Origin of the sequence: Paraburkholderia sp. BL21I4N1 (genome assembly GCF_002973525.1) — a bacterium.
Taxonomy (GTDB): Bacteria; Pseudomonadota; Gammaproteobacteria; order Burkholderiales; family Burkholderiaceae; genus Paraburkholderia.
In genome coordinates this window covers 843,545-865,617 of the sequence record NZ_PVEN01000001.1, presented here as the reverse complement: position 1 = coordinate 865,617, position 22,073 = coordinate 843,545, and the positions used below count along the sequence as shown (strand labels likewise).

The 22,073-nt window shown below is 64.0% G+C and carries 20 protein-coding genes; 4 read left to right on the top strand and 16 right to left on the bottom strand.

What is annotated here, in order from left to right:
* Window positions 1-58 precede the first annotated feature (58 nt).
* The 8 genes from B0G83_RS03725 to B0G83_RS03690 form a co-directional block, all read right to left on the bottom strand.
* The gene (locus B0G83_RS03725; RefSeq protein WP_258167673.1) at window positions 59-1,111 is read right to left on the bottom strand and encodes a glycosyltransferase family 2 protein; all 1,053 of its coding nucleotides are present in this window, start codon (window positions 1,109-1,111) and stop codon (window positions 59-61) included.
* Window positions 1,112-1,444: 333 nt separating this feature from the next.
* Window positions 1,445-1,777 carry a DUF2322 family protein gene (locus B0G83_RS03720; protein WP_105506571.1) on the bottom strand — a complete coding sequence of 111 codons (333 nt, stop codon included), beginning with the start codon at window positions 1,775-1,777 and terminating at the stop codon, window positions 1,445-1,447.
* A gap of 75 nt (window positions 1,778-1,852) precedes the next feature.
* A complete protein-coding gene (locus tag B0G83_RS03715) occupies window positions 1,853-3,739 on the bottom strand; it encodes an SMP-30/gluconolactonase/LRE family protein (protein ID WP_258167672.1) in 1,887 nt (628 codons plus the stop codon).
* A gap of 186 nt (window positions 3,740-3,925) precedes the next feature.
* The gene (locus B0G83_RS03710) at window positions 3,926-5,308 is read right to left on the bottom strand and encodes a 2-hydroxycarboxylate transporter family protein (protein ID WP_105506045.1); all 1,383 of its coding nucleotides are present in this window, start codon (window positions 5,306-5,308) and stop codon (window positions 3,926-3,928) included.
* 79 nt (window positions 5,309-5,387) lie between these two features.
* Window positions 5,388-6,752, bottom strand: coding sequence for a short-chain fatty acid transporter (locus B0G83_RS03705; protein WP_105506044.1), 1,365 nt, complete (start codon window positions 6,750-6,752; stop codon window positions 5,388-5,390).
* A 98-nt stretch (window positions 6,753-6,850) separates the two neighbouring features.
* Window positions 6,851-7,735: an amidohydrolase gene (locus tag B0G83_RS03700; protein WP_105506043.1), complete on the bottom strand. Its 885-nt coding sequence runs from the start codon at window positions 7,733-7,735 to the stop codon at window positions 6,851-6,853.
* Window positions 7,736-7,802: 67 nt separating this feature from the next.
* Entirely contained in the window at window positions 7,803-9,008 is a 1,206-nt protein-coding gene (locus tag B0G83_RS03695; RefSeq protein WP_105506042.1) for a CaiB/BaiF CoA-transferase family protein, read from the bottom strand.
* Between the two features lie 99 nt (window positions 9,009-9,107).
* Window positions 9,108-10,016: a CoA ester lyase gene (locus B0G83_RS03690; RefSeq protein WP_105506041.1), complete on the bottom strand. Its 909-nt coding sequence runs from the start codon at window positions 10,014-10,016 to the stop codon at window positions 9,108-9,110.
* Window positions 10,017-10,118: 102 nt separating this feature from the next.
* On the opposite strand from B0G83_RS03690, the gene B0G83_RS03685 reads away from it, so the two are divergent.
* Window positions 10,119-11,024: a LysR substrate-binding domain-containing protein gene (locus B0G83_RS03685; protein ID WP_105506040.1), complete on the top strand. Its 906-nt coding sequence runs from the start codon at window positions 10,119-10,121 to the stop codon at window positions 11,022-11,024.
* A 513-nt stretch (window positions 11,025-11,537) separates the two neighbouring features.
* On the top strand, window positions 11,538-13,274 hold the full coding sequence (locus B0G83_RS03680) for a protease pro-enzyme activation domain-containing protein (protein WP_374954892.1): 1,737 nt from the start codon (window positions 11,538-11,540) through the stop codon (window positions 13,272-13,274).
* A gap of 133 nt (window positions 13,275-13,407) precedes the next feature.
* Here B0G83_RS03680 and B0G83_RS03675 read toward each other — a convergent pair whose 3' ends face one another.
* The gene (locus B0G83_RS03675) at window positions 13,408-13,914 is read right to left on the bottom strand and encodes a lipocalin-like domain-containing protein (protein ID WP_374954883.1); all 507 of its coding nucleotides are present in this window, start codon (window positions 13,912-13,914) and stop codon (window positions 13,408-13,410) included.
* Window positions 13,915-13,982: 68 nt separating this feature from the next.
* Window positions 13,983-15,254 (bottom strand): MFS transporter, encoded by a 1,272-nt coding sequence (locus B0G83_RS03670; RefSeq protein WP_181156675.1) that lies wholly within the window; start codon window positions 15,252-15,254, stop codon window positions 13,983-13,985.
* A gap of 110 nt (window positions 15,255-15,364) precedes the next feature.
* Between B0G83_RS03670 and B0G83_RS03665 the strand changes: the two genes are divergently transcribed.
* Window positions 15,365-16,255 (top strand): LysR substrate-binding domain-containing protein, encoded by an 891-nt coding sequence (locus tag B0G83_RS03665; RefSeq protein ID WP_105506036.1) that lies wholly within the window; start codon window positions 15,365-15,367, stop codon window positions 16,253-16,255.
* Between the two features lie 168 nt (window positions 16,256-16,423).
* Window positions 16,424-16,717, top strand: coding sequence for a DUF1330 domain-containing protein (locus B0G83_RS03660; RefSeq protein WP_105506035.1), 294 nt, complete (start codon window positions 16,424-16,426; stop codon window positions 16,715-16,717).
* 78 nt (window positions 16,718-16,795) lie between these two features.
* On the opposite strand, the gene B0G83_RS03655 is transcribed toward B0G83_RS03660, so the two are convergent.
* The 6 genes from B0G83_RS03655 to B0G83_RS03630 form a co-directional block, all read right to left on the bottom strand.
* On the bottom strand, window positions 16,796-17,992 hold the full coding sequence (locus tag B0G83_RS03655; protein WP_105506034.1) for an aminotransferase class V-fold PLP-dependent enzyme: 1,197 nt from the start codon (window positions 17,990-17,992) through the stop codon (window positions 16,796-16,798).
* A 2-nt stretch (window positions 17,993-17,994) separates the two neighbouring features.
* A complete protein-coding gene (locus tag B0G83_RS03650) occupies window positions 17,995-18,471 on the bottom strand; it encodes a RidA family protein (protein WP_105506033.1) in 477 nt (158 codons plus the stop codon).
* A 92-nt stretch (window positions 18,472-18,563) separates the two neighbouring features.
* Window positions 18,564-19,484, bottom strand: a complete 921-nt coding sequence (gene gcvA, locus B0G83_RS03645; protein ID WP_105506032.1) for a transcriptional regulator GcvA — start codon at window positions 19,482-19,484, stop codon at window positions 18,564-18,566.
* A 26-nt stretch (window positions 19,485-19,510) separates the two neighbouring features.
* Window positions 19,511-20,365, bottom strand: a complete 855-nt coding sequence (locus B0G83_RS03640; protein ID WP_105506031.1) for a helix-turn-helix transcriptional regulator — start codon at window positions 20,363-20,365, stop codon at window positions 19,511-19,513.
* A 114-nt stretch (window positions 20,366-20,479) separates the two neighbouring features.
* A complete protein-coding gene (locus B0G83_RS03635; protein ID WP_105506030.1) occupies window positions 20,480-21,160 on the bottom strand; it encodes an OmpA family protein in 681 nt (226 codons plus the stop codon).
* Between the two features lie 94 nt (window positions 21,161-21,254).
* A complete protein-coding gene (locus tag B0G83_RS03630) occupies window positions 21,255-22,019 on the bottom strand; it encodes a flagellar motor protein (RefSeq protein WP_105506029.1) in 765 nt (254 codons plus the stop codon).
* Window positions 22,020-22,073 lie beyond the last annotated feature (54 nt).

Sequence of the window (22,073 nt, the reverse complement as noted above, 5' to 3'; positions counted from 1 at the left end):
ACCTGCGGTGAGCGAACAAGCGAAGGACAGCGCCTGCGTGACCTGATCTCACGCCGTGTCAGTGGCGGTGATAGGACAGCGCCTGGGCATCGCGGCCGGCCGCGCGGCGCGGGCCGAAACCAGCGCCGCGCACGATAGCGCCCAGCGTGTCCACCAACGAAATGCCGATCAGCAACGCGGCCGTCGCGGCACGCCGCCAGCCACGCAGCGGCGGCAGACCTTGATGGTTGAGCGCGCGCAGACTGAAGCCGAGGCGCCCCGCCATTACGCAAAACGGCGCCAACGGCCCGCTGCGCGCGAACCATTGCAGCGACGCCGGCAAATACGCGCGGACAATGTACGGCGTGAGCGCCACACTGTCTTCGCCGCGCATCCAGCGAAGCTTCACCGTTTCGCGCCACCTATCCGGCAGACGGTGCTCCGTATGCGCGTCGTGCGCGTAATGCACGACCACGCCCGCGTCCTGCAGGCGCAAGCCCATCACCTGGCAATGCGCGCGATACACGCCGTCGAGTTTGCCGTAGCGATATTGCTCGAATACCTCGCGGCGAAACGCGACGTTGTTCGCATAGAAGTTACGCGTCGCGCCATCGCGCAGCGGACTCGGGAAATACATGAAGTCGATCGTGGTTAGCGCCGCACCGCTCATGCTGGCGCTATACGTGGTGCGCCCGGCGATTGCCGACAGCGCATCGGCGCCGGGTTCGTCGAAAGGGGCGAGCAGGCGCTCCAGCCAGTCGTCGGCGGGCTGACAGTCGGCGTCGCCGAATGCAACGTAGTCGCAGCGGGCCTCGTCGACCTGCTCGAAGCCGAGGTTCTTCGCGTCGTAATAGCCGGTCTGCGCGCCGATTTCGACGAAGTCGATGGGTCGGCCCGCCAGCTTGACGATCTCGTCGCGGGCACGTGCGTCGAGACCGTCGTGCGTGATGATCCACTGGGCGAATACTTGCGGCGCGAGGGTCTGCCGCGTCAGCCGCTCGATCAGCCGTTTCAGGCTCGACAGCGCGTTGGCCGCCGAGTCGCCGCCGCGCAAATTGTTGGTTTCCAATACCAGGGCGGTTTTAGCGGCGACCGTGGAAGCGTGGCCGATTAATCGTTCACTTTGATGCACTGCAAACACTCCTGATCTCGTTTCCGATTTCATCGCAATGGATGCTTTGAAAATGCAGGGGAATGGCAAGCGAGAAGTACGTTCCAATAACAGAACGTCTTTTTCCGACTGCCGCAGATGATAAGAGTATTGCAGGCCGCTGTGTGCGCTTTCTTCGCAGCTTATGCGGAATTCATCAAACGGTATTCATCGGGTGCGCTGCGGATAAACTTGCCGATGCGGCCACGGGCGACGCATAAGAAAATCCCGGCTTAGGCCACGCATAATGAGATATTCATTATTTAACCATTAAGCCGGGCTACCTCTATCTCCGCTATCAGTGCGACGACGGATTTAATCCGCCGCCACCACGTGAATCCGCAACGCCGGGCCGCCCGCTACGATCGCGAGCAGAAGATCGACGTTCGGATGCGCGCCCGGACGATTACGCGCGTCGGCGGTATGCTCCGCGAACAGCGCGAGACCGTGCCCGGCCGCGTCGGCGTCCAGCGTGCCGAAGGTCTGCTGCAGGTAGTGATAGACCGCGAGCGAGCCCTGCTTGCCCGGCTTGTTCTCGATGCTCGCCGCCACGGCGCCGTTGCCGTCGATCAGATCGATACGCGCAACACCGTCGATAGCCGGCATTTGCGCGAGGTTGTCCTTGAATACGTTGCTCGGTTGGATCACTGAAAACCACTCCTTCTGTTCGGAAAATTGCATCGCGGGCCGTATCTTATCCGATAGGCCTCGCCGCAAACGCCGTCACGGTGTCCAGCGATGCACCACGATACTCGACCCGTTGTAGTTGTCTTTCGTGATCACGTACTCGCCCGAGGCGCGCAGAAACGCCCGCAGCCCATACATCGAATCGACGTCGTTGCCCACGTCCACCGTCGCCGGACTCGCGTTGATCAACGTGGTGTCGAGTTGCCCCGTGGTCAGGTTGAACGCGTCGATATTGGGCACCGTGTGCACGTAGCCGACGAACAGATAATTGCCCGCCGCCGCGATCGACTTCGGATTCGCGCTGCTGAGGTTGATTACCGGATTGGGCCGCGTCGTGTTGCCCGCGCTCCAGCCGTGATAGATCTCAATGCGCGATAGCATCGCCGTCCAGTCCCAACTGCCGGCAATGCCCTGCGCGAGAATCATCGTGTCGCTTTCAGGCAGGTAGAGAATGCGCGTCAACGGCCGGATGGTCTGCGGTATGGAGATCGTCACGGCCGGTCCCCACAGCGGCTTGCCCGTGCCGTCGAAACCCGTCAACGGGTAGTGATAGATGTGGTTCGTGCGATCCAACCCCGCCCACACGTCGCCCCGGCTGTCGATGCAAAAACCGCCCGTGACCTGACGATCGGTATTGAACGTGGTGCCCGGAATCGACGCGTCCGGAATCGCGATATAGCCGCTCGCCGCGTTGAAATGATAGAAGTAGAAGATGCCGGGGTTCTGCCCGGATGCGACCAGAATCCGGTTGCCGCCCACCGTGACGAGTTGCCCGAAATGCTCGTCGCGTTGCGTGTCGTTCATGTTCAGACGCGGGTCGGACGGATAGGTAAACGGATCGACCGTATTCGCGACGAAGGTGCCGCCCGCCGTACCGGTGTAGATGTGCGCGCCGCTGTAGAAGTAAGCGCCGTCCGTCGACGGATCCGGCGCCGCGACCGCCTCGAAGTTCAACGCATGCAGCTTCCATTGCAGATTGCCGTTGCTGTCGTACGCATGCAGATCGGTCACGCCGTTGCGCCCCATGTCCCAACTGCCGCCCCACGGATTGTTGAGCACGTACAGATTGCCGGCCGCATCCTTGCCGATGCCCGCGACGCGTGTAAAGCGCTTGTCGCCCACCTGGCCTTTCACGCCGCCGGTGGTGTCGAGATAACCGCCCTGAACGCCGAACGTGCCGGCCAGCGTCGGCGCGCCCGCGATGTTGTACAGCTTGATGTTCATGTCCGGGCCCTGGTCGCCGACCAGTAATTGCCCGGACGTGGCGTCGAAATACAACGCGGACGGCCGCGACGTGGCCGCCATCTGGATCGTGTTCAGCGTCGCGCCGGCCGGACTGAACTCGACGATCGCGCCCGTGCTCTGCTGCGCGACCCACAGATTGCCCGCGCTATCCAATGCGAGCGCGCCGGGGCTCGTGATCGCGATGTCGCGCTGCCAGACGCCGTCGGTCGTGAACACGCGCACGCGATTGCCGAAGAAGTCGCTCGCATACAACAGCGAGCCCGCGGTCGCGAGGCCGGTGATGACATCGGCATGCGGCACGGCCGTCCATACGCTCACCGGAATCACCAGATCGCGCGTTTGCGTCGCCCGGTTGTAGCGTCCTACCGAACCGCTGCCGAACGAGCGGTTGTACTGCAAGGCCGCAAAGATAGAGGTGGCGTTGCCGGTGATCGCGCTCCCCTGGAAGTCGGCATGCGTGCCGATCGAGCCCGCGCTCTTGCCGTTCTGATAGATCGCGACGCCGCCTTCGTTTTCATCCCATAGCGAAGCGGTATAGATCACGCCTTCGGGCGCGACCCACAGCGAGCGAGCACCGTTGCCTACGTGCGTGGCGAGCGTGCCGAAGGTGTTCGCCAGCCAGTCGGTGGTGTATTGCGCGCGGCTGGCCGGTGAGAACAACGTGAGCGTGGCGAACATCACGCAAAAAAGTACTGGGTAAAACCGATGCCTGACCATGCGTCATACGCTCCGAACACTATCTCCTTGCCAATGTACAACGTCAGATATGAAAAAATATTCAATCGTATGAGGAAAAAAACACCGCATGAATGGCGCGTCTATGCGGCGTACATATCAGTAGTCCGGCACTCGCGTCGCGCGCATTCAGCGCAATAGGGCGAAGGCCGCGAGCGCCGTCATGACGGTCACCGCACCGCCAATGCGTGTCGCGATCTGCGCGAACGGCATCAGCTCCATGCGGTTGGCCGCGGTCAGGATCGCCACGTCGCCCGTACCGCCGAGACCGCTATGCGTCGCGTTGACGATCGCGGCCTCGACCGGGTACATGCCCACCATCCGGCCGACGAAGAACCCGGTAACGACCAGTGCCAACACCGTCGACACGGCCGTCACGATATTCACCCAATGAAACGCGGTGACGATCTCGCCCCACGGCGTCATGGCCACGCTGATCGCGAACATCAGCGGATAGGTGACCGCCGTCGAAAAGAACCCGTACATGAAACGCGCGCCGCCGCGCACGCGGGGCGACACCACCTGGAACAGTTGGGCGGCGACCACCAGCACGAGCATCACGACCGGCGCGGGCCAATCGAACCATTGATGACTCAGCACGCCGAGCAGGTACAACACGATCGCCGTCGCGCCGGCCGCCGCCACCGAACTAACGTCGAATTCGAACGAGAGCGGTGTGGCGTTCACCTCGGCGTCGTCCGGGTCGCCGACGGTCAGGCGGCCGTTGCCGGTCCACCGTGGCCGGCGCGTGCCGAGATAGCTCAGCAGACCCGCGCAGCAGATCGCGGCGATATTGCCGAGCATCACCGCCGACAACACCTGTGCGAACAGCGGTCCCTGATCGACGCCCATGATCTGCGCGTAACCCGCCGACAGCGGCAACGCGCCCTCACCCACGCCGCCCGCCATGATCGGCACGACCACGAAGAAGAACGCATGTTTGATGTCGAGGCCCAGCGCGGCGCCCACGCTCGTGCCGACCAGCGCCGCGACCACCGACCCGCTCGCGACCGGAATGAAGATCCGCACGAAGCCTTTGATCAAGGTCTGGCGATCCATGCTGAGGACGCTGCCCACGATAATCGCCGCGATGAACAGGTACAGAAAATTCGAGGTCTTCGTGAAGTCGGTGACCGCCTTCACGATGGGCTGCGGCATCAGCTTGTAATACACCAGCATCGACGGAATGAAGGCGGCGAAGATCGACGTCGCGCCGATATGGCGAATCCAGGGAATCCGTCTGGCCAGTTCGGCGCAGGTGAAACCACCGACCGTCACCAGCGCGATGCCGGTGGGCAAGTCCGACGCGAGCTTGCCTTTGAATGTCATCGCGCCCAACACGGCGATCAGCAGCAGATACACCGGCAACGGCAACGCACCGATGCGCACGTCGAAGATCGCCCACCAGCGGTCTCGGAACGAACGCGGCAACGGTGCGGGCGGAAGCGATGCCGCGCCGGTTGCGACGGCCGCGGCGGTGGCCGTCGCGCGATTGTGAATACCTGAGTCCATCTGCCTGTCTCCCTTCATTCTGTTCCATCGATCTGGCGCGGCGGGTCGCTAACGCCCACTCCTGCCAATTAAGGCCCGCTCAAACCAGCAGCAGCAACGCGGCGCCGTACACCAGCGCGCCGACCAGAAACGTCATCACCGTGAAGCCGAGCACGCGTTGCACGCCGATCCCCGCCATCGCCACCACTGGCGCGGCCCAGAACGGCTGCATCATGTTCGAGACCTGCTCGCCCATCGCCACGGCCATCGTCGTGGCCGGCACCGACGCGTGCAGCGCCACCGCGGCCGGTACCACGAATGGTCCCTGTACGGCCCAGTGGCCGCCTCCGCTCGGAATGAAGAACGTCACGATCAGCGAGCACACGTAGCTCCAGAACGGCAGCGTGTGCGCATTCGAAATCGCAATGAAGAAGTGCGAGATCACATCCGGCAAACCGGTCGCGTCCATCATGCCCATGATCCCGCCGTATAACGGGTACTGCAGCATCATCGAACCGGTCTGCTTCGCCGCGTTCTTGACGGCGTCCGCATAGGCGAGCGGATAGCCATGCAGAATCACGCCGGCGATGAACATCACGAAGATCACCGCATTCACGCCGGAAAACGCGACGTGTTGCGTCTGCGCCAGCACGAAGAGGGCCACGCCGGCCGCGCCGATAAATGCGCTGCCCAGCCACGAATATTCGATCCAGCGCGCGAAGCTGAGCTTGCCCTGCGGCTTTTCACGCGGCGGCGCATCGGGGTACTTGTCCGTGTCGAGCACGACCGCGTCGGCGTCGTTCGGCTTGAGCCACGCGAACACGAACGGCATCGCGAACAGCATCACGAGCGTCGGCACCAGGTTAAAACTGGTGAACACCGTCGTGCCGAGCGGCAGCACCTGGCCGGTCAGCTTCTGCACGACGTTCATCGAACTGCCGGGGGTCGACTGTGCGAGCGCGATCGAGCTCGAGATGCCGCTCGCCCACACCACCCATCCGGAGAAACCGGCGGCAACGATCCATGCGAAGTCGACGCGCATGCGCTTGGCGACTTCGCGTGCGAGCAAGGCGCTCACCACGAGGCCGAGCCCCCAATTGCAGAACGACGCGAGCGCCACCAGTACGAACGTGAGCGCCGCAGCCTGGGCGGGCGTGCGCGCCAGCGACACCAGCGCCTTGAACACGCGCTGCACCGGCGGCGCATGCGCGAACGCATGGCCGGTGACGAGCACCAGCGTGATCTGGAAGGCGAACGTGAGAATGTCGAAAAAGCCTTTGTACCAGCCCCCCACCAGCCGCCCCAGCGACGCGTGCGGCGCGAACACCGCCGACAGCAGCGCCACCACGGCAGTAATGAGGATCGCGAGTACGAACGGATCGGGAATGGTCCGCTCGAACAGGCGGATGGTCGCTTCGGTAAAGCCGGTCCGGCGCGCGGGCGTGGCCGCGGTAACGGGTTTCATGATGACGTGTCTCCTGGGGTTCGGTCTGGTCCACGCGTTTTATGTGCTTGATGTACGGATGCGTGGCGAAGGTTTCGTGTGCTGATGCAACCGCCGGATCACGGTGGAAAGCCGTACAGCGCCGCCGCGTTGTCGACCAGAATGCGACGTCGCGTGGCATCGTCGCCGGTCCAGTCGGCGAGCAGATCGAACAGATCGGCGTCGTCGGGCTTGTGCGCTTCGGTGGTGTGCGGCCAGTCGCTGCCCCACACCACGCGCTCCGGCATGGCCGCGATCCACGCGCGCGCGGTCGGTGCGATATCCGCGTAGCCGCCTGCCAGACCGACCGACGAGTCGAGATACGGTCCCGACAATTTCACCCAGGCACGGCCCGTTTCCGCGAGACCACGCACGATCGCGAACGCCGGATCGGCGGCGCCCGCCGGTAGCGGCAAACGCGCCATGTGATCGAACACGATCGAAGCGGGCAAGCGCGACAGCATTGTTCGATGGTCGACGATCTGCGCGGCTGTCCAGTGCAACTGCACGTGCCAGCCCAATTCGGCGACGCGGCGCGCGAGCGGCTCGACCATCTCGAAGCTCACCACCGCGTTCGCGGGTGTGTACAGCGTGAAACGAATGCCGCGAATACCGCCTTCGTGCAGCGCGGCGAGTTCGGTATCGGTGACGTCGGGGCGCAGCACGGCCACGCCGCGCGCGTGCTCGGGACCAAACTGGCGGATGGCGTCGAGCGTGACGCGGTTGTCGGTGCCGTAAGGGCGTGGCGTCACGACGACCGTGCGCTGCGTACCGAGGCGCGTTTGCACGGCCAGATAGTCGGCGACGGTAGCGTGTTCGACGAAGCCTCCGTTAACACCGTTGCCGTCGGCAAGAAAACGGCGCTCGAAGATATGCAGGTGCGCGTTGCACGCACCCGCCGGAACTTGTGCGGATCGCGGACGCTGCGCGTGGTTCGCGCGGGAAGCGTCGTCTTGAGTGTCCATCGTCGTCTCCGTGATTCGTTATCTGCCGTGCGTGCCGTGCATGCCGTGCCCGAAGGCCCACGCAGCGTTACAACACGGCGCGCCGCGCGCGCAGCGCGGCGATGTCCTCGTCGCTCAAACCCGCATCCTTGAGCACCGCGTCCGAATGCTGACCAAACGCCGGCGCGGCGATCGGCTCGGGTGCGGCCGCCGCGCCGAACCGGATCGGCTCGCGAAAACCGCGATAACGGCCCACGCCCGGATAATCGAAACTGCTTACCATCTCTTCGGCGAGCACCTGCGGATCGTCGAACATATCCTCGACGCTACGCGCCGCCGCGCAAGGCACCGCATCGCCGAAATGCGCTTCCCAGTCGAGCGCGCTGCGCGCCTGCAACGCGGCATGCAAACGCGGAATGATCTCGTCGCAATGCTGTGCACGTTTGCGCACACTGTCGTAGCGCTCGTCTTGCGCGAGCGCGTCGAGGCCGGTCTTCTCGCACAGCGCCTGCCAGAAATGCGGCGTGTTCGCCGAGATGTACAGATAGCCCTTGCGCGTCGGATGAATGCCGGTAATGCCGCCCGAGCGCATATCGCGGCCGACGTCCTTCGGTTCGCCTTCCGCCCAGATCATCCGCGCCGATTGCATGGTCAGCGCGCTACGCAGCAGCGACACGCCGACGTACTGGCCGGCGCCGCTGCGCTCGCGCTCGAACAGCGCCGACGAGACGCCCGCCGCGACCAGCGCCGCCGCGTAGTAGTCGACCACCGAGCCGTACAGAATTTCCGGCGGACCATCGCGCTTGCCCTGCAGCGTGCACATGCCGGTCATGGTCTGCAGCACCTGGTCGTAGCCGGCCTTGTCCTTGTTCGGACCGGTGTCGCCGTAGCCCGTCACCGCGCAATAGATCAGGCGCGGATTGACCTCGCGTAACTGTTCATACGCGATACCCAGACGCGCCGGCACGCTCGGGCGGAAGTTGTGCACCAGCACGTCGGCCCGTTCGACCAGACGCATCAGCACGGCGAGCGCCTCGGGCTGTTTCAGGTCGAGCACGAGGCCGCGCTTGCCGCGATTAACGCCGAGAAACGCGCGGCTTTCGGCTTCGAGTGTGGACGGATATTTACGCAGATTGTCGCCGGACGGCGGCTCGATCTTGATCACGTCCGCGCCCTGATCGGACAGCAGCGTGCAACCATAAGGACCGGCGATGTACGCGCTCAGATCGAGCACGCGAACACCCGCGAGCGGGCCGTGTGCGACAGGACGCGCGGCTTGCGGCGATCGTTCCATGAGAGTCTCCGTGTGATCCGACGCGGGGCCGGATGAAGTTCAGTAGTGCGGCTGCCTGACGGGCGTGGCGTGTGCGCGTCGTAAGCGCGTCGTGAGCGCTCAGCGGCGAGGCGCCGCGCCGTCGAGGGCGGCAAGCTGTGCGACCGTGAGCAGGCCCATACGCCGCGCGTCTTTCACCAGCACGCGAGCCCGTTCGACGAACGGCGGATCGATCATCCGGCCGTCTACCACGTAGGCGCCCACGCTTCGCGCATCGGCGTCGCGCGCCGCTTCGACCACGCGCACCGCGTGCGCGATGTCGTCGTCGGCGGGACGGAACACGTCGTTGGCGAGCTCCACCTGGCTCGGATGAATGCAGCTCTTGCCGAGGAAGCCCATCGCGCGAGCCATCCCGGCCTCCTCGCGGAAGCCTGCTTCGTCCTTGATGTTGGCGAATGCGGAGTCGTACGCGAACACGCCGGCTTCGCCCGCCGCCATGCGCAGCGCGAACATCGCCTGACGGATCGCCGACGCATCGCGGCGCGCAACGCCCAGCGGCTCGAACAGATCGCCGAGGCCGAGTTGCAGACCGGCCACGCGCGGATGCGCCGCGGCCAGCTCGGCGGCATGACGCAGAGCTCGCGGCGATTCGATGTTGAGCAGCAAACGGAGCGGCGTGGTCACCCCGTTGGCTCGTTCGGCGCGTTCGAGCGCGGCGGCCGCAGCCTGCACGTCGGCCACGCTCTCCGGTTTCGGCAGATTGACGAAATCGAGGCCGGCTTGCACGACCGCCTCGAGATCGGCCTGGAAGTACGCGCTGTCGAGCGCATTGATGCGAACGATCAGCACCTTGGTAGTGCCGGCCACCGCGTCGGACAGCAGCAACTCGCGCAACGCGAGCCGCGCCTGCGGTTTGCGTTCGGCGGCAACGGAGTCCTCGAGGTCGAACGACAAAGCGTCCGCCGCGCTCGTGAGCGCCTTGGCGAACAGCTCGGGCCGCGACGCCGGGACGAACAGTTTGCTTCTCATGTCTCCGATCCTCATTCTGATTGCTGGAATTCAGTCTATGCCGACACGGGATTTAGATAAACTATTCACATCTATCTTCAAAACATAGCCAATCTATCTTTTATGGACATCGCCTTTCTCGCCAATCTCCTGCAAGTGGTCGACAGCGGCTCGATGGCTGAAGCCGCGCGGCGCGTCGGCGTGACGCCGGCGGCCGTCGCGCAGCAGGTGCAGGCGCTCGAACGGGAACTGGGTGTGCCGCTGCTGGTGCGCGCGGGCCGCACGGTGATTCCGACCGAAGCGGGCCACCGCGTGATCGAACGCGCGCGCGGATTGGTTCGCGAGTTTTCCGAACTGAAGGCGTTCGCGCTCGAAGGCGAAGCGGCCGGTGAATTGCGCATCGGCACCATTACCACCGCGCTGCTGAGTCTGATGCCGAACGTGCTGGCGAGCTTCGCGTCGGCGTTTCCGCAGGCGAAGGTGCTGATTCGCGCGGGGACATCAATGGAGTTGTATGAAACGCTGCAGCGCGGCGACGTGGACATGGCGGTCTGTCTGCACCCCGCGTTCGCGCTCCCCAAGGCGTATGACTGGCATCTGCTGCGCGAGGAGCCGATCGTCGTGCTGGCGCCCGCGCGGCTCGCCGGGCGCGATCCGCACGACCTGCTGCGCGGCGAACCGTTCATTCGCTACGACCGCTCGCTCGGCGGCGGCAAACAGGCGGACGACTATCTGCGCGCCGCACGCATCGTGCCGAACGAACTGTTCGAACTGAACTCGCTGATGGCGATCGCGATGATGGTGGACCGCGGTCTCGGCGTCTCGCTGATGCCGGATATCGTCTCGCCGCTGACCGCGGGTCTCGACGTCGCGAAGCTCGCGCTGCCGGTGAAAATCGAACCGCGCCGCTTCGGCGTGGTATGGCACCGGGCGTCGCCGCGCGGGCGTCTGATCAAAGGCTTTCTTGAATGCGCGGATAGCGCGCTGCAGCGTGACGAACGCAAGGCCACACGCAAAAACCGGAAATAATCACATTGCCCGCATCTGATTGCGGTAACAATTGGATCGTGAATCGCATAATAAGCTATTTACTTTTCACAATAAGCGATATTCGCATTATAAAAACGAAATGTATTTGTAATTAAAATCGAATGTTCAGGTCAAAATAGTTAATTAGATTTCCCCCTCCAGATCCCGCACCAACAGGCCAGCGGCGGCGCTCCTTATCCGATTTGCATTGAAAATTCGAAATAAAACAGCTGCTTTAATCAAAATTGCAAATTTAAGATAAATAAGCTTGCGCTACATCAACTATCCATCCTGATAGGTACCGACTGCATGTAATGAACGGTAATTTTGCGTCGCTCACGATAGTTAAACGAGCACCCCTTAATTACCACCCATAACTGCGCCGCGAGACGGCATTTCACTTTCATTCAAATTCGACCTGAATTACCCACAAGGTAGATTCGGGCGTCTCCTCGCGCCGTTGTCTCAGGAGGTCACATGAAATCGTCAATCGCAAATCGAACGGCTTTCGGCCTGAAGCGTCACGCGGCCATTGCCTTGCCTCTCGCCATGGCTTCGTGCGCCGTGTTCGCGGCGTCGGCACCGTCGTCCACCTTGTGGGCGCCGACCGACACGAAGGCGTTCGTCACGCCCGCCCAGGTGCAGACGCGCTCACTCAGCGCCACGCCCCTGCTCGAACTCGCCGCCGGCGAGAGCACGCATATCGTGGTCAGCCTGAAGCTTCGCGACGAGGCGAAGCTGAAGGCGTTCGCGCAATCCGTCAATCAACCGGGCAACGCGCAGTTCGGCAAGTTCCTCAAGCGTCAGCAGTTCATCGATCAATACGCGCCGACCGACGCGCAGGTGCAGCAGGTCGTCGCGCATCTGCGCAAGAACGGCTTCGTCAATATCCGGGTCGCGGCGAACCGTCTGCTGATCTCCGCCGACGGCAGCGCGGGCGCGGTCAAAGCGGCCTTCAATACGCCGCTGGTGCGCTATCAGTTGAACGGCAAGAGCGGCTACGCGAATATCGCGGCGGCGCAAGTGCCGCAGAACCTCGGCGAGATCGTCGGCTCGGTGCTGGGCCTGCAGAACGTCGCGCGTGCGCATCCGCTGCTGAAGATCGGCAACCGTTCGGCGGCGAAGACGCTGGCCTCGGGCACCGCGAAGGCGCACTACCCGACCGAGTTCCCGGCGATCTATGACGCCACCAGCCTGCCCACCGCCGCGAACACCACGGTCGGCATCATCACGCAAGGCGGTGTGTCGCAAACGCTGCAAGACCTGCAGCAGTTCACCAGCGCGAACAACCTCGCCTCGGTCAACACCCAGGCGATCCAGACGGGCTCGCCGAATGGCGACTACAGCGACGATCAGGACGGCCAGGGCGAGTGGGATCTCGACAGCCAGTCGATCGTCGGTTCGGCGGGCGGCGCGGTGCAACAGTTGCTGTTCTACATGGCCGACGACAGCGCGTCGGGCAACACCGGCCTCACGCAAGCGTTCAATCAGGCCGTCTCGGACGACACCGCCAAGGTGATCAACGTGTCGCTCGGCTGGTGCGAAGCGGACGCGAACGCAGACGGCACGCTGCAAGCCGAAGACCGCATTTTCGCGGCCGGCGCCGCGCAAGGCCAGACGTTCTCGGTCTCGTCCGGCGACGAAGGCGTGTACGAGTGCAACAACCGCGGCTATCCGGACGGCAGCACGTATTCGGTGTCGTGGCCGGCGTCCTCGCCGAACGTGATCGCGGTCGGCGGCACGACGCTTTACACGACCTCGGGCGGCGCATGGTCGAACGAAACCGTGTGGAACGAAGGGCTCGACGGCAACGGCAAACTGTGGGCCACCGGCGGCGGCTTCAGCTCCTTTGAGAGCAAGCCGTCGTGGCAGTCGGTGGTGACCGGCACACCGGGTCAACGTCTGTTGCCGGACATTTCGTTCGACGCGGCGCAAAGCACGGGTGCGATGATCTACAACTACGGCCAGCTTCAGCAGATCGGCGGTACCAGTCTCGCTTCGCCGATTTTCGTCGGACTGTGGGCGCGTGTGCAGAGCGCCAATTCGAACAGCCTCGGTTTCCCGGCCGCCAGTTTGTACAGCGCGATCAAAGCGACGCCGTCGATCGTGCATGACGTGAAGTCGGGCAATAACGGCTACGGCGGTTATGGCTATAAGGCTGCCACGGGCTGGGACTATCCCACGGGATGGGGCAGCGTGGATATCGCGAAGCTAGCTTCGTATATCAGCAGCCATGGGTTCAAGAAGTAAGCACTCGGGCCGGCTCGTGCTCTCGTGACGAGCTGAACGCTTGAGCGGGCGCCGGTGATGAGGTAGTTGGTACCTCGTCAGCGGCGCTCGAACGATTCATGCTGCGTTCACGTCGGCACGCAGCGCATGTCGATCAACGCAGCCGATGCCAGACAGAGATCGGCACGTCGCCATTCGGCCGTGGCACGACGCGATAGCTGAGTTCGTCGCCCACCAGTTCATAGTGCCGGGTTTGGGTCTGCCCTTCCCAGTTTGGAAACGACGCCTTGTCGATCTGAAACGTCAGCGTATGCGCGACCGCATCGACTTTGATCGTGCCGAAGTGCGTGCTGGCCCCCATTACCGAGGCGGCGTATTCAGCCGGTGTGCCGGTCTGTTTATCACCCGACGCGAACCGCGGCCGTTCGGCGCTGAAAATCTGCAGCGTGTAACGGCCTTCGCGGTCGATCTGCAGCATGCCTTGCGGCGCGGCGCCGAAATCGCGCGCGCGTACGCCGTCGGCTTTGATGACGTCCGCTGCCACGAGCGACCAGGTGCCGGCCAGCGGCGAATCCGGCGGGTTGTCGTCGCCGGCGTACGAAGCCTGCGAAACCAGTGCGGCGGATAAGGACAACAGCGCGGGGAAAATGAGCTTGAGCATCGTGTTTGGGTTCATATACAGGTGTTGTGAGTCGAGGGAGCGAAGCGGAAAAATGCATGACGTCCGCGTCAATGGGACGACGCCGGCAACGACGACGCGGCTACGGAAACCGAAGGCGCGGGTGTCAGAAGCGGGCCGATACCGCGCTGCCGGCTGGCGAGCAGAACGACCGGAATCAGCAACGCCAACGCGCTCGCCTGAGCCAGATAAAGCTGGCGATACAGATGATGTCCGGCGCTCGCCGCGACGACGACGTACACCACCAGGCCCGCCAGGCCATTGAGCGCGTTGAAGGTCGCGCTGACACGTCCTTGATAGGCGGAATCCGTCGCGCGTTGTGCCGTGCTGAGGGCGATCACGCTGCTCTGAAAGCTCGCGCCTAGTCCGGCGTAAATCGCGAAAGCGGCCACCTGTCCCCCACATGCCGAGAACGCCAGCAGGCAGGCGGCCGCCATGCCGAGACTGAACAGCAGGACGGTACGTCGCCCGAATCGATTCGCCAGCCGCACCACGAAGAACCCGCCGACAATCGCGCCGACCGCGTACCCCGCATCGATCTTTCCGAATGCCGCGGCGCCCAGATGCAGTTCCTCCCGCACGAACGGTGCGAGCATTGCATTCATGCCAAACACCACGCTCATGTTCGCGACGAAAAGGCCGTAGAAAAAGCCGATTTCGGGACGCTCGACGATATGCGCGAGACCTGCGCGTAGATCTCGCCAATAGCGCTTCGGTTTGCCGTTACTTTCAGATAGGTGCGCCACGTGTTCCGCCGCCGTCAACCGGCGAGCCGTCAGCCAGCCGAAAATCCCCGCCAGTAAATACGTCGCGCTGGCGACGCAGACCGTTGCGGCCGCACCAATCGACGCGAGCACGATGCCCGACGCCGCCGCGCCCAGCACCTGCCCGGTTTGCCCGGTGACCACGGTCAATGCGTTGAGCCGCAGCATGTCGTCGGCGCTCGCGTTGCGCGCGAGCGCCGCTCGCCATGACAGCACCTGGACCTCGTTGCCCAGCGCGACCAGAAAGCTGATCGCATACGCCGACGCCGCCGTCGCGTGCCTGCCGGCATAGAGCGCGGCGTAGGCGAGCAGCATGGCCCAGCGAAACAGATCGGCGCGATACGCGAGTCTCGCGGGGTCGCCCCGGTCGATCATGAGACCGATCAGCGGCGACAACAGCAAACCCGGCAGCACCGTCATGATCAAACTGAGCGCCGCGCTCGACGCATGTCCAGTGATGTCGATAATCAGCCAGGTGTTGATGAGGAAGAAAAAGCCCGTGCCGATCTTCGAACTGGCGGTGGTCGCGCCATACAGCCGAATGGTGTGGGGAGTCATGGGGGCAGTCATGGGCGAGCCCGAAGTTTTTTCGATTCGGGAACCTTAAACGTCCTAGAATAATTAGAAAATTGAATATTTCTTATCCGATACATTCACAAAACCGAACGATGAACCGGATCAATCTCGACATGGACGTGCTGCGCACGCTGGTCACCGCGCAGCAACTCGGCAGCTTCAATCGCGCGGCCGATCGCCTCGGGCGCTCGCAGTCGGCGGTGAGCCAGCAGTTGCGCAAGATCGAGGAAAGCGTCGGCGAGGCGCTGTTTCAGAAGCAGGGCCGCGGTCTCGCGCTCACGCCCGCCGGCGACGTGATGCTGGCCTACGCGCGGCGCATTCTGGAACTCAACGACGAAGCGGTGAGCGCGGTGCGCGGCTTCGCGATCGACGGCCTGGTGCGCATCGGCTTGCCCGCCGATTTCGCCGAAACGTGGTTGCCGACCGTGCTCGGCCGCTTCAAACGCGCGCATCCGGCGGTGCGGATCGAAGCGGTAGTGGAAGGCAATCGGCGGCTGCTCGAACGGCTCGACAAGGGCGAGCTCGATCTCGTGCTGTCGCTGGGTCAGGAGACGCGCGCCGACGCCGAACCGGTGGGCGCCGTGGATCTGGTGTGGATCGGCCCGGCGTCGGAGGAAAGGTTGTGGGCCAGAGACGAGCCTATTCCGCTCGTGCTGTTCGAGGCGCCGTGTTTCTTCCGGCAGCGCGCGTTGGAGGCGTTGGATAAAGCCGGGCTGCCGTGGCGAATCGCGTTTACGAGCCCGAGCTTGCCCGGTTTGTGGGCCGCCGTGGAAGCGGGCCTCGGCGTGACGCTGCGCACGGCGGCAGGCTTGCCCGCGAAGCTTCAGGTGGTAGGCGATGCGCTAGCGCTGCCCACGGTGCGTGCGCCCGTCTTGCAGGTGTCGCTGCATGACGGCGCGCGAACGTTGGAACCGGCGGTGGCGCGTCTGAAAGACATCATCGCGGAAACGATCGCGGGTAATCTGCCGGTGGCGCATGCGTAAGCGGCATGAGCGGCATGAGCGGCCTGAGCGGCATGAGCGCAGCATCACACGCGGCACTGAGGTTCGTCATCGTCATGCCGCGTCGCCGGCCACGCGTGAAAGCGACATAATGCCGGTTGTCTGCTGTGCAATGCAGCGGCCGCATTCTCACCGAACCAGGAGATTCAAATGAGCAAGGGCTATTGGGTAACCTCATATCGCGCCACCAAAGACGCGTCGAAACTGGCCGCGTATGCACAACTCGCCGCGCCGGCCGTGGCCGCCGCGGGTGGCAAGTTCATCGTGCGTGGCGTGGCGGAAGATGCCCGCGAGCAGGGCCTGAAGGAACGCACGGTCGTGATCGAATATCCGAGCTTTGAACAGGCTGTCGCCGCGTACGAAAGCGAAGCCTACAAGAAGGCGCTCGAAGCACTCGGCGACGGCGTGGAGCGCGATCTGCGCATTGTTCGCGGCGCGGAATAACACCGTCATCCGCAGGCAACGGGGCGGCGCTCTTGCGAGGGCCGCCCCGTTTTTTTTTGCTGTTTCCAATCAGTCCGACTACGCCGTCAGCGCGTGGATCTGGCTCAGCAATCGCTCGATTTCCGCTTCCGTGGTCAGATAGCTGATCGACGCGCGCGCGATCTGTTGCAACCCGCGCGCCGTCATGTCGAACGGTGTATAGCTGACGCCGTTGCTGCCGATCACGATGCCTTGCGCGGCCAGACTGCGCTGCACCGAGACGGCGTCGAGACCCGCAAGGTTGAACGCGATCAACCCGGAACGTTCGCCCCCGAGATCGAGCACCGTCACACCGGGCAGTTCGGCTAGTTGCACGCGCAACCGCTGCGCCATGCTGTCGATCCGCGCGCGGATCGCGTCGATGCCGATTTCCAGCGCTTCTTCCAGTGCATTCGCCAGTCCACCATGCAGCGCGAGGGCCGCCTCCGACGATTCGAAGCGCCCCGCGTCGTCGCGCAAGACCGGGTCTCCGTTGGCGTTCAGCGGCGCGGAATGTGTGTCGGTATAGGACGGCGTCAAGCGCGGTAGAAACGCCTGCCGTACATACAGCAGACCGGTGCCCCGCGGCCCACGCAGGCCCTTGCGACCCGCGGTGCTCAGCACGTCGCAACCCAGCTCGGCGACGTTGATCGGCAACTGCCCGGCGGCCTGCGCGGCGTCGATGAAATACGCAATGCCGTGACGGCGCGCCACCTGCCCGATCGCCGCGGCCGGATTGATCAAACCGCCGTTGGCCGGCAACCACGTGAGCGCGATCAGGCGCACACGTTCGTCGAGCATCGCCTCCAGCGCTTGCGGATCCACCGCGCCGTTCGCATCGCAGGGAATCAGGTCGATCGAGACGCCGGTGCGCTGCGCCAGCGCACGCATCGTGCTCAGATTGCCGCCCCATTCGTGACGGCCGATGAGAATACGCTCGCCCGCTCGCCACGGACCCAACGCGGCAAATGCGGCGCCCCAGCCAGGCGAATTTCCCGTGGTCAACGCGATCTCGGCGGGCTGCGCATTGAACAGCCGAGCGGCCAGTCCGCGCGCGCGTTCGGTCTGCTCGCGTCCCACGATGCCGGCTTCCATCGGCCCTGTCGTGGCTTCGCGCCAAAGGTGCGCGTGTATCGCCTCCAACGTCGCCGAAGACGGCAGCGAAGCGCCCGCGTGATTGAAATGCGTGGTGTGCTGCGTGCCTGGCGTGCGGGCGCGAAGTGCCTCCACGGCGGCAGTAGAAAGCAGAGCGGACATAGTTATTCCAATGACGTCAGTGCAATCACGGCTTCGACTTCGACGGCCACGCCGGCGGGCAGCGAGGCGACGCCGACGGCGCTGCGCGCGTGCCGCCCGGCGTCGCCGAAGACTTGAACCATCAGGTCCGACGCGCCGTTGGCAATCACGCTGTGGCGCGCGAAATCAGGTGTGCTGGCAACGAATACGCGCAGTCGCACGACGCGGGCCACGCGGTCCAGACGGTCGCCGGTAGCGGCGGCGATCTGCGCTAGCACGCTCAGCGCGGCCGAACGTGCCGCTTCGATACCGTCGTCGTCCGACACGGTATCGCCGAGATGTCCGAGATAGGCCGGTTGCCCCGCCTTGCGCGAGATCTGGCCGGACACATGCAAAAGATGTCCTTCCTGCACGTACGGTACGTAATTGGCGGCGGCAGCCGCAGCGGGCTCGATCGTGAGACCGAGGCTTGCAACACGTGCGGAGATCGAAGCAGTCATGTCGAATTGTCCAGGCAAGAGGGAAAGTCCGATCGTATTAGCCCGGCACACACCGTGACCAATCAATTTTTCCCTGCAACGGATGAGCGAGACTAATGCGTCGGCTCTAACCCGTCCTGTTTCGCCGCCTCGGCGAGCCAGTCCCGGAACGCGGCGGCCGCCGCGCCCAGGTTGCCCTTGGGCGTGACGAACCACCAGCCGATGCGGGTGTCGTCCAGTCGTGCATCGGGCAATGCCTCGACCAGCGCGCCGCTCGCCAGTTGCCGCGCGATCAGGCGGTGACGGCCCATCGCAATGCCTTGTCCAGCGAGCGCCGCTTCCACGACGATGTTGTAGTCGTGCAGATGCACCTGCTGCGATTGCGTCAGATCGAGGCCGAAACGACGGCTCCAGGCGTCCCATTCGAACGACTGCCGCGAATACGACGTGAGCAGCGGAAAGCGCAACAGGTCCTTCGGTTCGCGCGGACGCTTTCTGCCCGCCACCAGCGACGGCGCGCACACCAGCGACAAACGTTCCGTCATCAACCGTTGCGCGCGCACCCCGCGCCAACCGCCGAGGCCATAACGGATCGCCACGTCCACTTCACCGCCCGGCACGTCGGCAAGTGCGATCTCGGGCCGTAGGTGCAGATCGATCCGCGGATGCGCCGCCGAAAAAGCCTGCAAACGCGGCGCCAGCCAGCGTGTCGCGAACGAAGCCAGAATGCCGACGCTCAGGCTTGTCCGTTCGACGGACGGCGCGCGAACCTCCTGAGTGCCGAGCCGCAACAACTCGAATGCTTCATGCACGCGCGCGTAATACGCGACACCCGCCGACGTCAATTCGACGGCGCGCGTGAGCCGATCGAACAGTGCCACGCCGAGATCGGCTTCGAGCTTCTGGATCTGATGACTGATAGCGCTCTGCGTGACGAACAGTTCCTGCGCGGCGTGGCTGAAACTCAGCAGCCTGGCGGCCGCTTCGAAAGCGCGCAGCGACAGCAAGGGCGGAAGTGGACGAGGCAGGCGCATCGGGTTCGAATGAAAAGGTTGTGCGTTCACGCGAGCTGGGCCTGACGCGCTACGAGCGCTTTGACCGCCTCGACATCGGCCGGCGCCACCGGCGTGAAGACGACCATGCTCAAGCCATCCGCGCCGGCCACGGGAAACGCGGAGTATTCGAGCGTGAGCAAGCCGGCCACCGAATGCCGCATGTGCTTCGTGCCGCCCCAGTGGTTGAGCACGTCGTTCTCGGCCCAGAGTCGCCGGAAGTCTTCGCTGCTGTCCTGGAGTTCGGCGGCCAACGCCGACGCCTCGCCAGAACCGCCTACCCGCGCGATATCGAAACGAAACACGGCGACCGCAACACGTGCGCTCTCTTCCCAATGCGGCTGGCAGGCGCGCAGGGTCGGGTCGCCGAACAGACGCCGCAACACGTTGCGCTCGCGAACCGGCAGCGCGGCGTAGTCGCCCAGCACCGCGACGGCGGCCGCGTTCCACGCCACCACGTCCCACGTCGGCGTTTTCACGATCGCGGCGCTGGTGGGCATGCCGTCCAGCACGCGTTGCAAAGCGGGCGTCACCGATGAAGTCTCTACGGGGCTGAGCGGCGGCGGGCGTTGCTGCGCGAGCAGAAACAACATCTCGCGGCCGGCGGCGTCGAGTTCGAGCGCGCGGGCGAGCCGCTCCAGAACTTCATTCGACGGCGGACCGCCGCGCCCCTGTTCCAGCCACGTGTACCACGCGACGCTGACGTTGGCGCGGATGGCCACTTCTTCCCGCCGAAGGCCCGGCGTGCGGCGGCGAATTTGCGCTTCCGGCGCGGGCTGCAGGCGCGAGCGACGATCGCGCAGGAAGCCGCCTAGCGAGCTGCAGGCGGACACGACCGGGTCCGGCGAGGTATTGACTGGCATGACGGTAAAGGGCTCCCGGAACGACGCGCGGCGGCATGGTTGCCGATACTTTAGCGTGGAATGAGAGGCTGGGTGCGGTGCGGTGCGGCGTTCTACGCCGCACTCGATACGTCTTCAATACTCGACGAGAATCGTCACTCGCCGGTTCGCGGCGCGAGCCGCGGCGTCGTCGCCGATAATCAACGGGAAATTATCGGCTCGACCGATCGCCGCCATTCTGTGGGCTTCGATTCCTTTATCGGCGAAAAATCGAACCACCGCCCCCGCCCTCGCCGACGACAGCTCCCAGTTCGATTCGAATTTCGCCGTGGCGATCGGCACGCTGTCGGTGTGTCCTTCGACGAGAATATTGTTCTTCGAACGGTCGCGCAGTACCGCGGCAATCTGGCTCAGCACGTCGAACGATTCGGGTAACAACCGCGCGTCGCCGGAGTTGAACAGGATCTTCGCGTTGATCGCGATTTCGACGCCTTGCGTCGCGTTCGAAATCGTAATCTGGCTGTTGCGCTTGAGTGGCGCCAGCAAGGAGAGCAATTGCGTCTTCGCGGTGTCGGGCGTGCTGCCGGTGCCTGCAACCGTCGCCGTCTTCTCCACGCGATGTTCCAGCGCCTTGATTTCCAACTCGCGGTTCTTAGCCAGCTCCAACGCGTATAGCGCAAGGAACAACACCATCAGCGAGGTGATGAGGTCCGCGTACGAAATCAGCCAGCGTCCGGATTGCTCGTCGGCTTCGTCGGCGTCCTGATAGCTGGTTTGGTCCGTCTTGAGGCGTCGGTTTCCCGAGGAGATAGTCATACGCGCAACGCCTGCTTCGAATTCACGTTTGATTGAACGACCGTCCACACCTGCTTTTCGAGTGCGGCGGCCGAATGTCGAGGCTTGCGGCTTGCTACCCCAGCAACTCGGCCGATCTCGCCCGCACGTCGCCCGCCAGGCGCGTTTCGATCGTATGCGGCGACTCCTTGCGCGAGATCGCGAGCAGACCGTCGAGATACAAACGACGGAAGCGCAACTCGCTATCCACCTGCGCCCGGATCTTGCCGTGCAGCGGCAGAAACACCAGATTCGCAAACGCGAGACCATAAAGCGTCGCCACGAACGCGGTGGCGATACCTTGCCCCAGTTGCGCCGGTTCGAGCATATGACCTGTCACCTGAATCAAGCCGAGCACCGCACCGAGAATGCCGAAGGTCGGCGCATAGCCGCCCGCCTGCTGCCAGATTCGCGCGGCCGCCAGGTGATTGCGCTCGTACGCGTCCAGCTCCCGTTGCAACGCGTCTTCGAGCACGGCGGTGGCCACACCGTTCGCCAGAAGCTCGAGCCCGCGCTGCGCAAACGGATTGATTCCGCCGGCCTCGATCGATTCGAACGCCAGCATGCCGTTCAGCTTCGCCTGATCCCCCCATTCGAGCAGAACCGACAGGCTCTTGCGATCGACCTGCCGCGCCCTCACGAAGGCCAGCCGCAGTTGCTTCACACCATCGAAGAATCGCGCCCACGTGTTCTGGATCATCACCGCGCCGAGCGTGCCGCCCAGCACGATGACGAACGCCTCCGGCTGAAACAGCGCCGTAACGTGCCCACCCTCCAGCGAGAAGCCGGCGACGATCGCCGTGATGCCGAACACGGCGCCCAATAGCGTCAAAAGATCCATACGTCCTCTCGAATGGCCGCCCGAATCACCGAACCTGCAATGAAAACAGCGTGT

Bases quoted from the DNA above. Each gene is read 5' to 3' on its own strand.
- B0G83_RS03685 (WP_105506040.1), top strand. From the start codon at position 10,119: ATGGACATCGCCTTTCTCGCCAATCTCCTGCAAGTGGTCGACAGCGGC.
- B0G83_RS03715 (WP_258167672.1), bottom strand. From the start codon at position 3,739: ATGTTCGCCACGCTCACGTTGTTCTCACCGGCCAGCCGCGCGCAATAC.
- B0G83_RS03635 (WP_105506030.1), bottom strand. From the start codon at position 21,160: ATGACTATCTCCTCGGGAAACCGACGCCTCAAGACGGACCAAACCAGC.
- B0G83_RS03700 (WP_105506043.1), bottom strand. From the start codon at position 7,735: ATGGACACTCAAGACGACGCTTCCCGCGCGAACCACGCGCAGCGTCCG.
- B0G83_RS03655 (WP_105506034.1), bottom strand. From the start codon at position 17,992: ATGTCCGCTCTGCTTTCTACTGCCGCCGTGGAGGCACTTCGCGCCCGC.
- B0G83_RS03650 (WP_105506033.1), bottom strand. From the start codon at position 18,471: ATGACTGCTTCGATCTCCGCACGTGTTGCAAGCCTCGGTCTCACGATC.
- B0G83_RS03670 (WP_181156675.1), bottom strand. From the start codon at position 15,254: ATGACTCCCCACACCATTCGGCTGTATGGCGCGACCACCGCCAGTTCG.
- gcvA (WP_105506032.1), bottom strand. From the start codon at position 19,484: ATGCGCCTGCCTCGTCCACTTCCGCCCTTGCTGTCGCTGCGCGCTTTC.
- B0G83_RS03675 (WP_374954883.1), bottom strand. From the start codon at position 13,914: ATGCTCAAGCTCATTTTCCCCGCGCTGTTGTCCTTATCCGCCGCACTG.
- B0G83_RS03660 (WP_105506035.1), top strand. From the start codon at position 16,424: ATGAGCAAGGGCTATTGGGTAACCTCATATCGCGCCACCAAAGACGCG.
- B0G83_RS03665 (WP_105506036.1), top strand. From the start codon at position 15,365: ATGAACCGGATCAATCTCGACATGGACGTGCTGCGCACGCTGGTCACC.
- B0G83_RS03630 (WP_105506029.1), bottom strand. From the start codon at position 22,019: ATGGATCTTTTGACGCTATTGGGCGCCGTGTTCGGCATCACGGCGATC.
- B0G83_RS03695 (WP_105506042.1), bottom strand. From the start codon at position 9,008: ATGGAACGATCGCCGCAAGCCGCGCGTCCTGTCGCACACGGCCCGCTC.
- B0G83_RS03705 (WP_105506044.1), bottom strand. From the start codon at position 6,752: ATGAAACCCGTTACCGCGGCCACGCCCGCGCGCCGGACCGGCTTTACC.
- B0G83_RS03710 (WP_105506045.1), bottom strand. From the start codon at position 5,308: ATGGACTCAGGTATTCACAATCGCGCGACGGCCACCGCCGCGGCCGTC.
- B0G83_RS03690 (WP_105506041.1), bottom strand. From the start codon at position 10,016: ATGAGAAGCAAACTGTTCGTCCCGGCGTCGCGGCCCGAGCTGTTCGCC.
- B0G83_RS03640 (WP_105506031.1), bottom strand. From the start codon at position 20,365: ATGCCAGTCAATACCTCGCCGGACCCGGTCGTGTCCGCCTGCAGCTCG.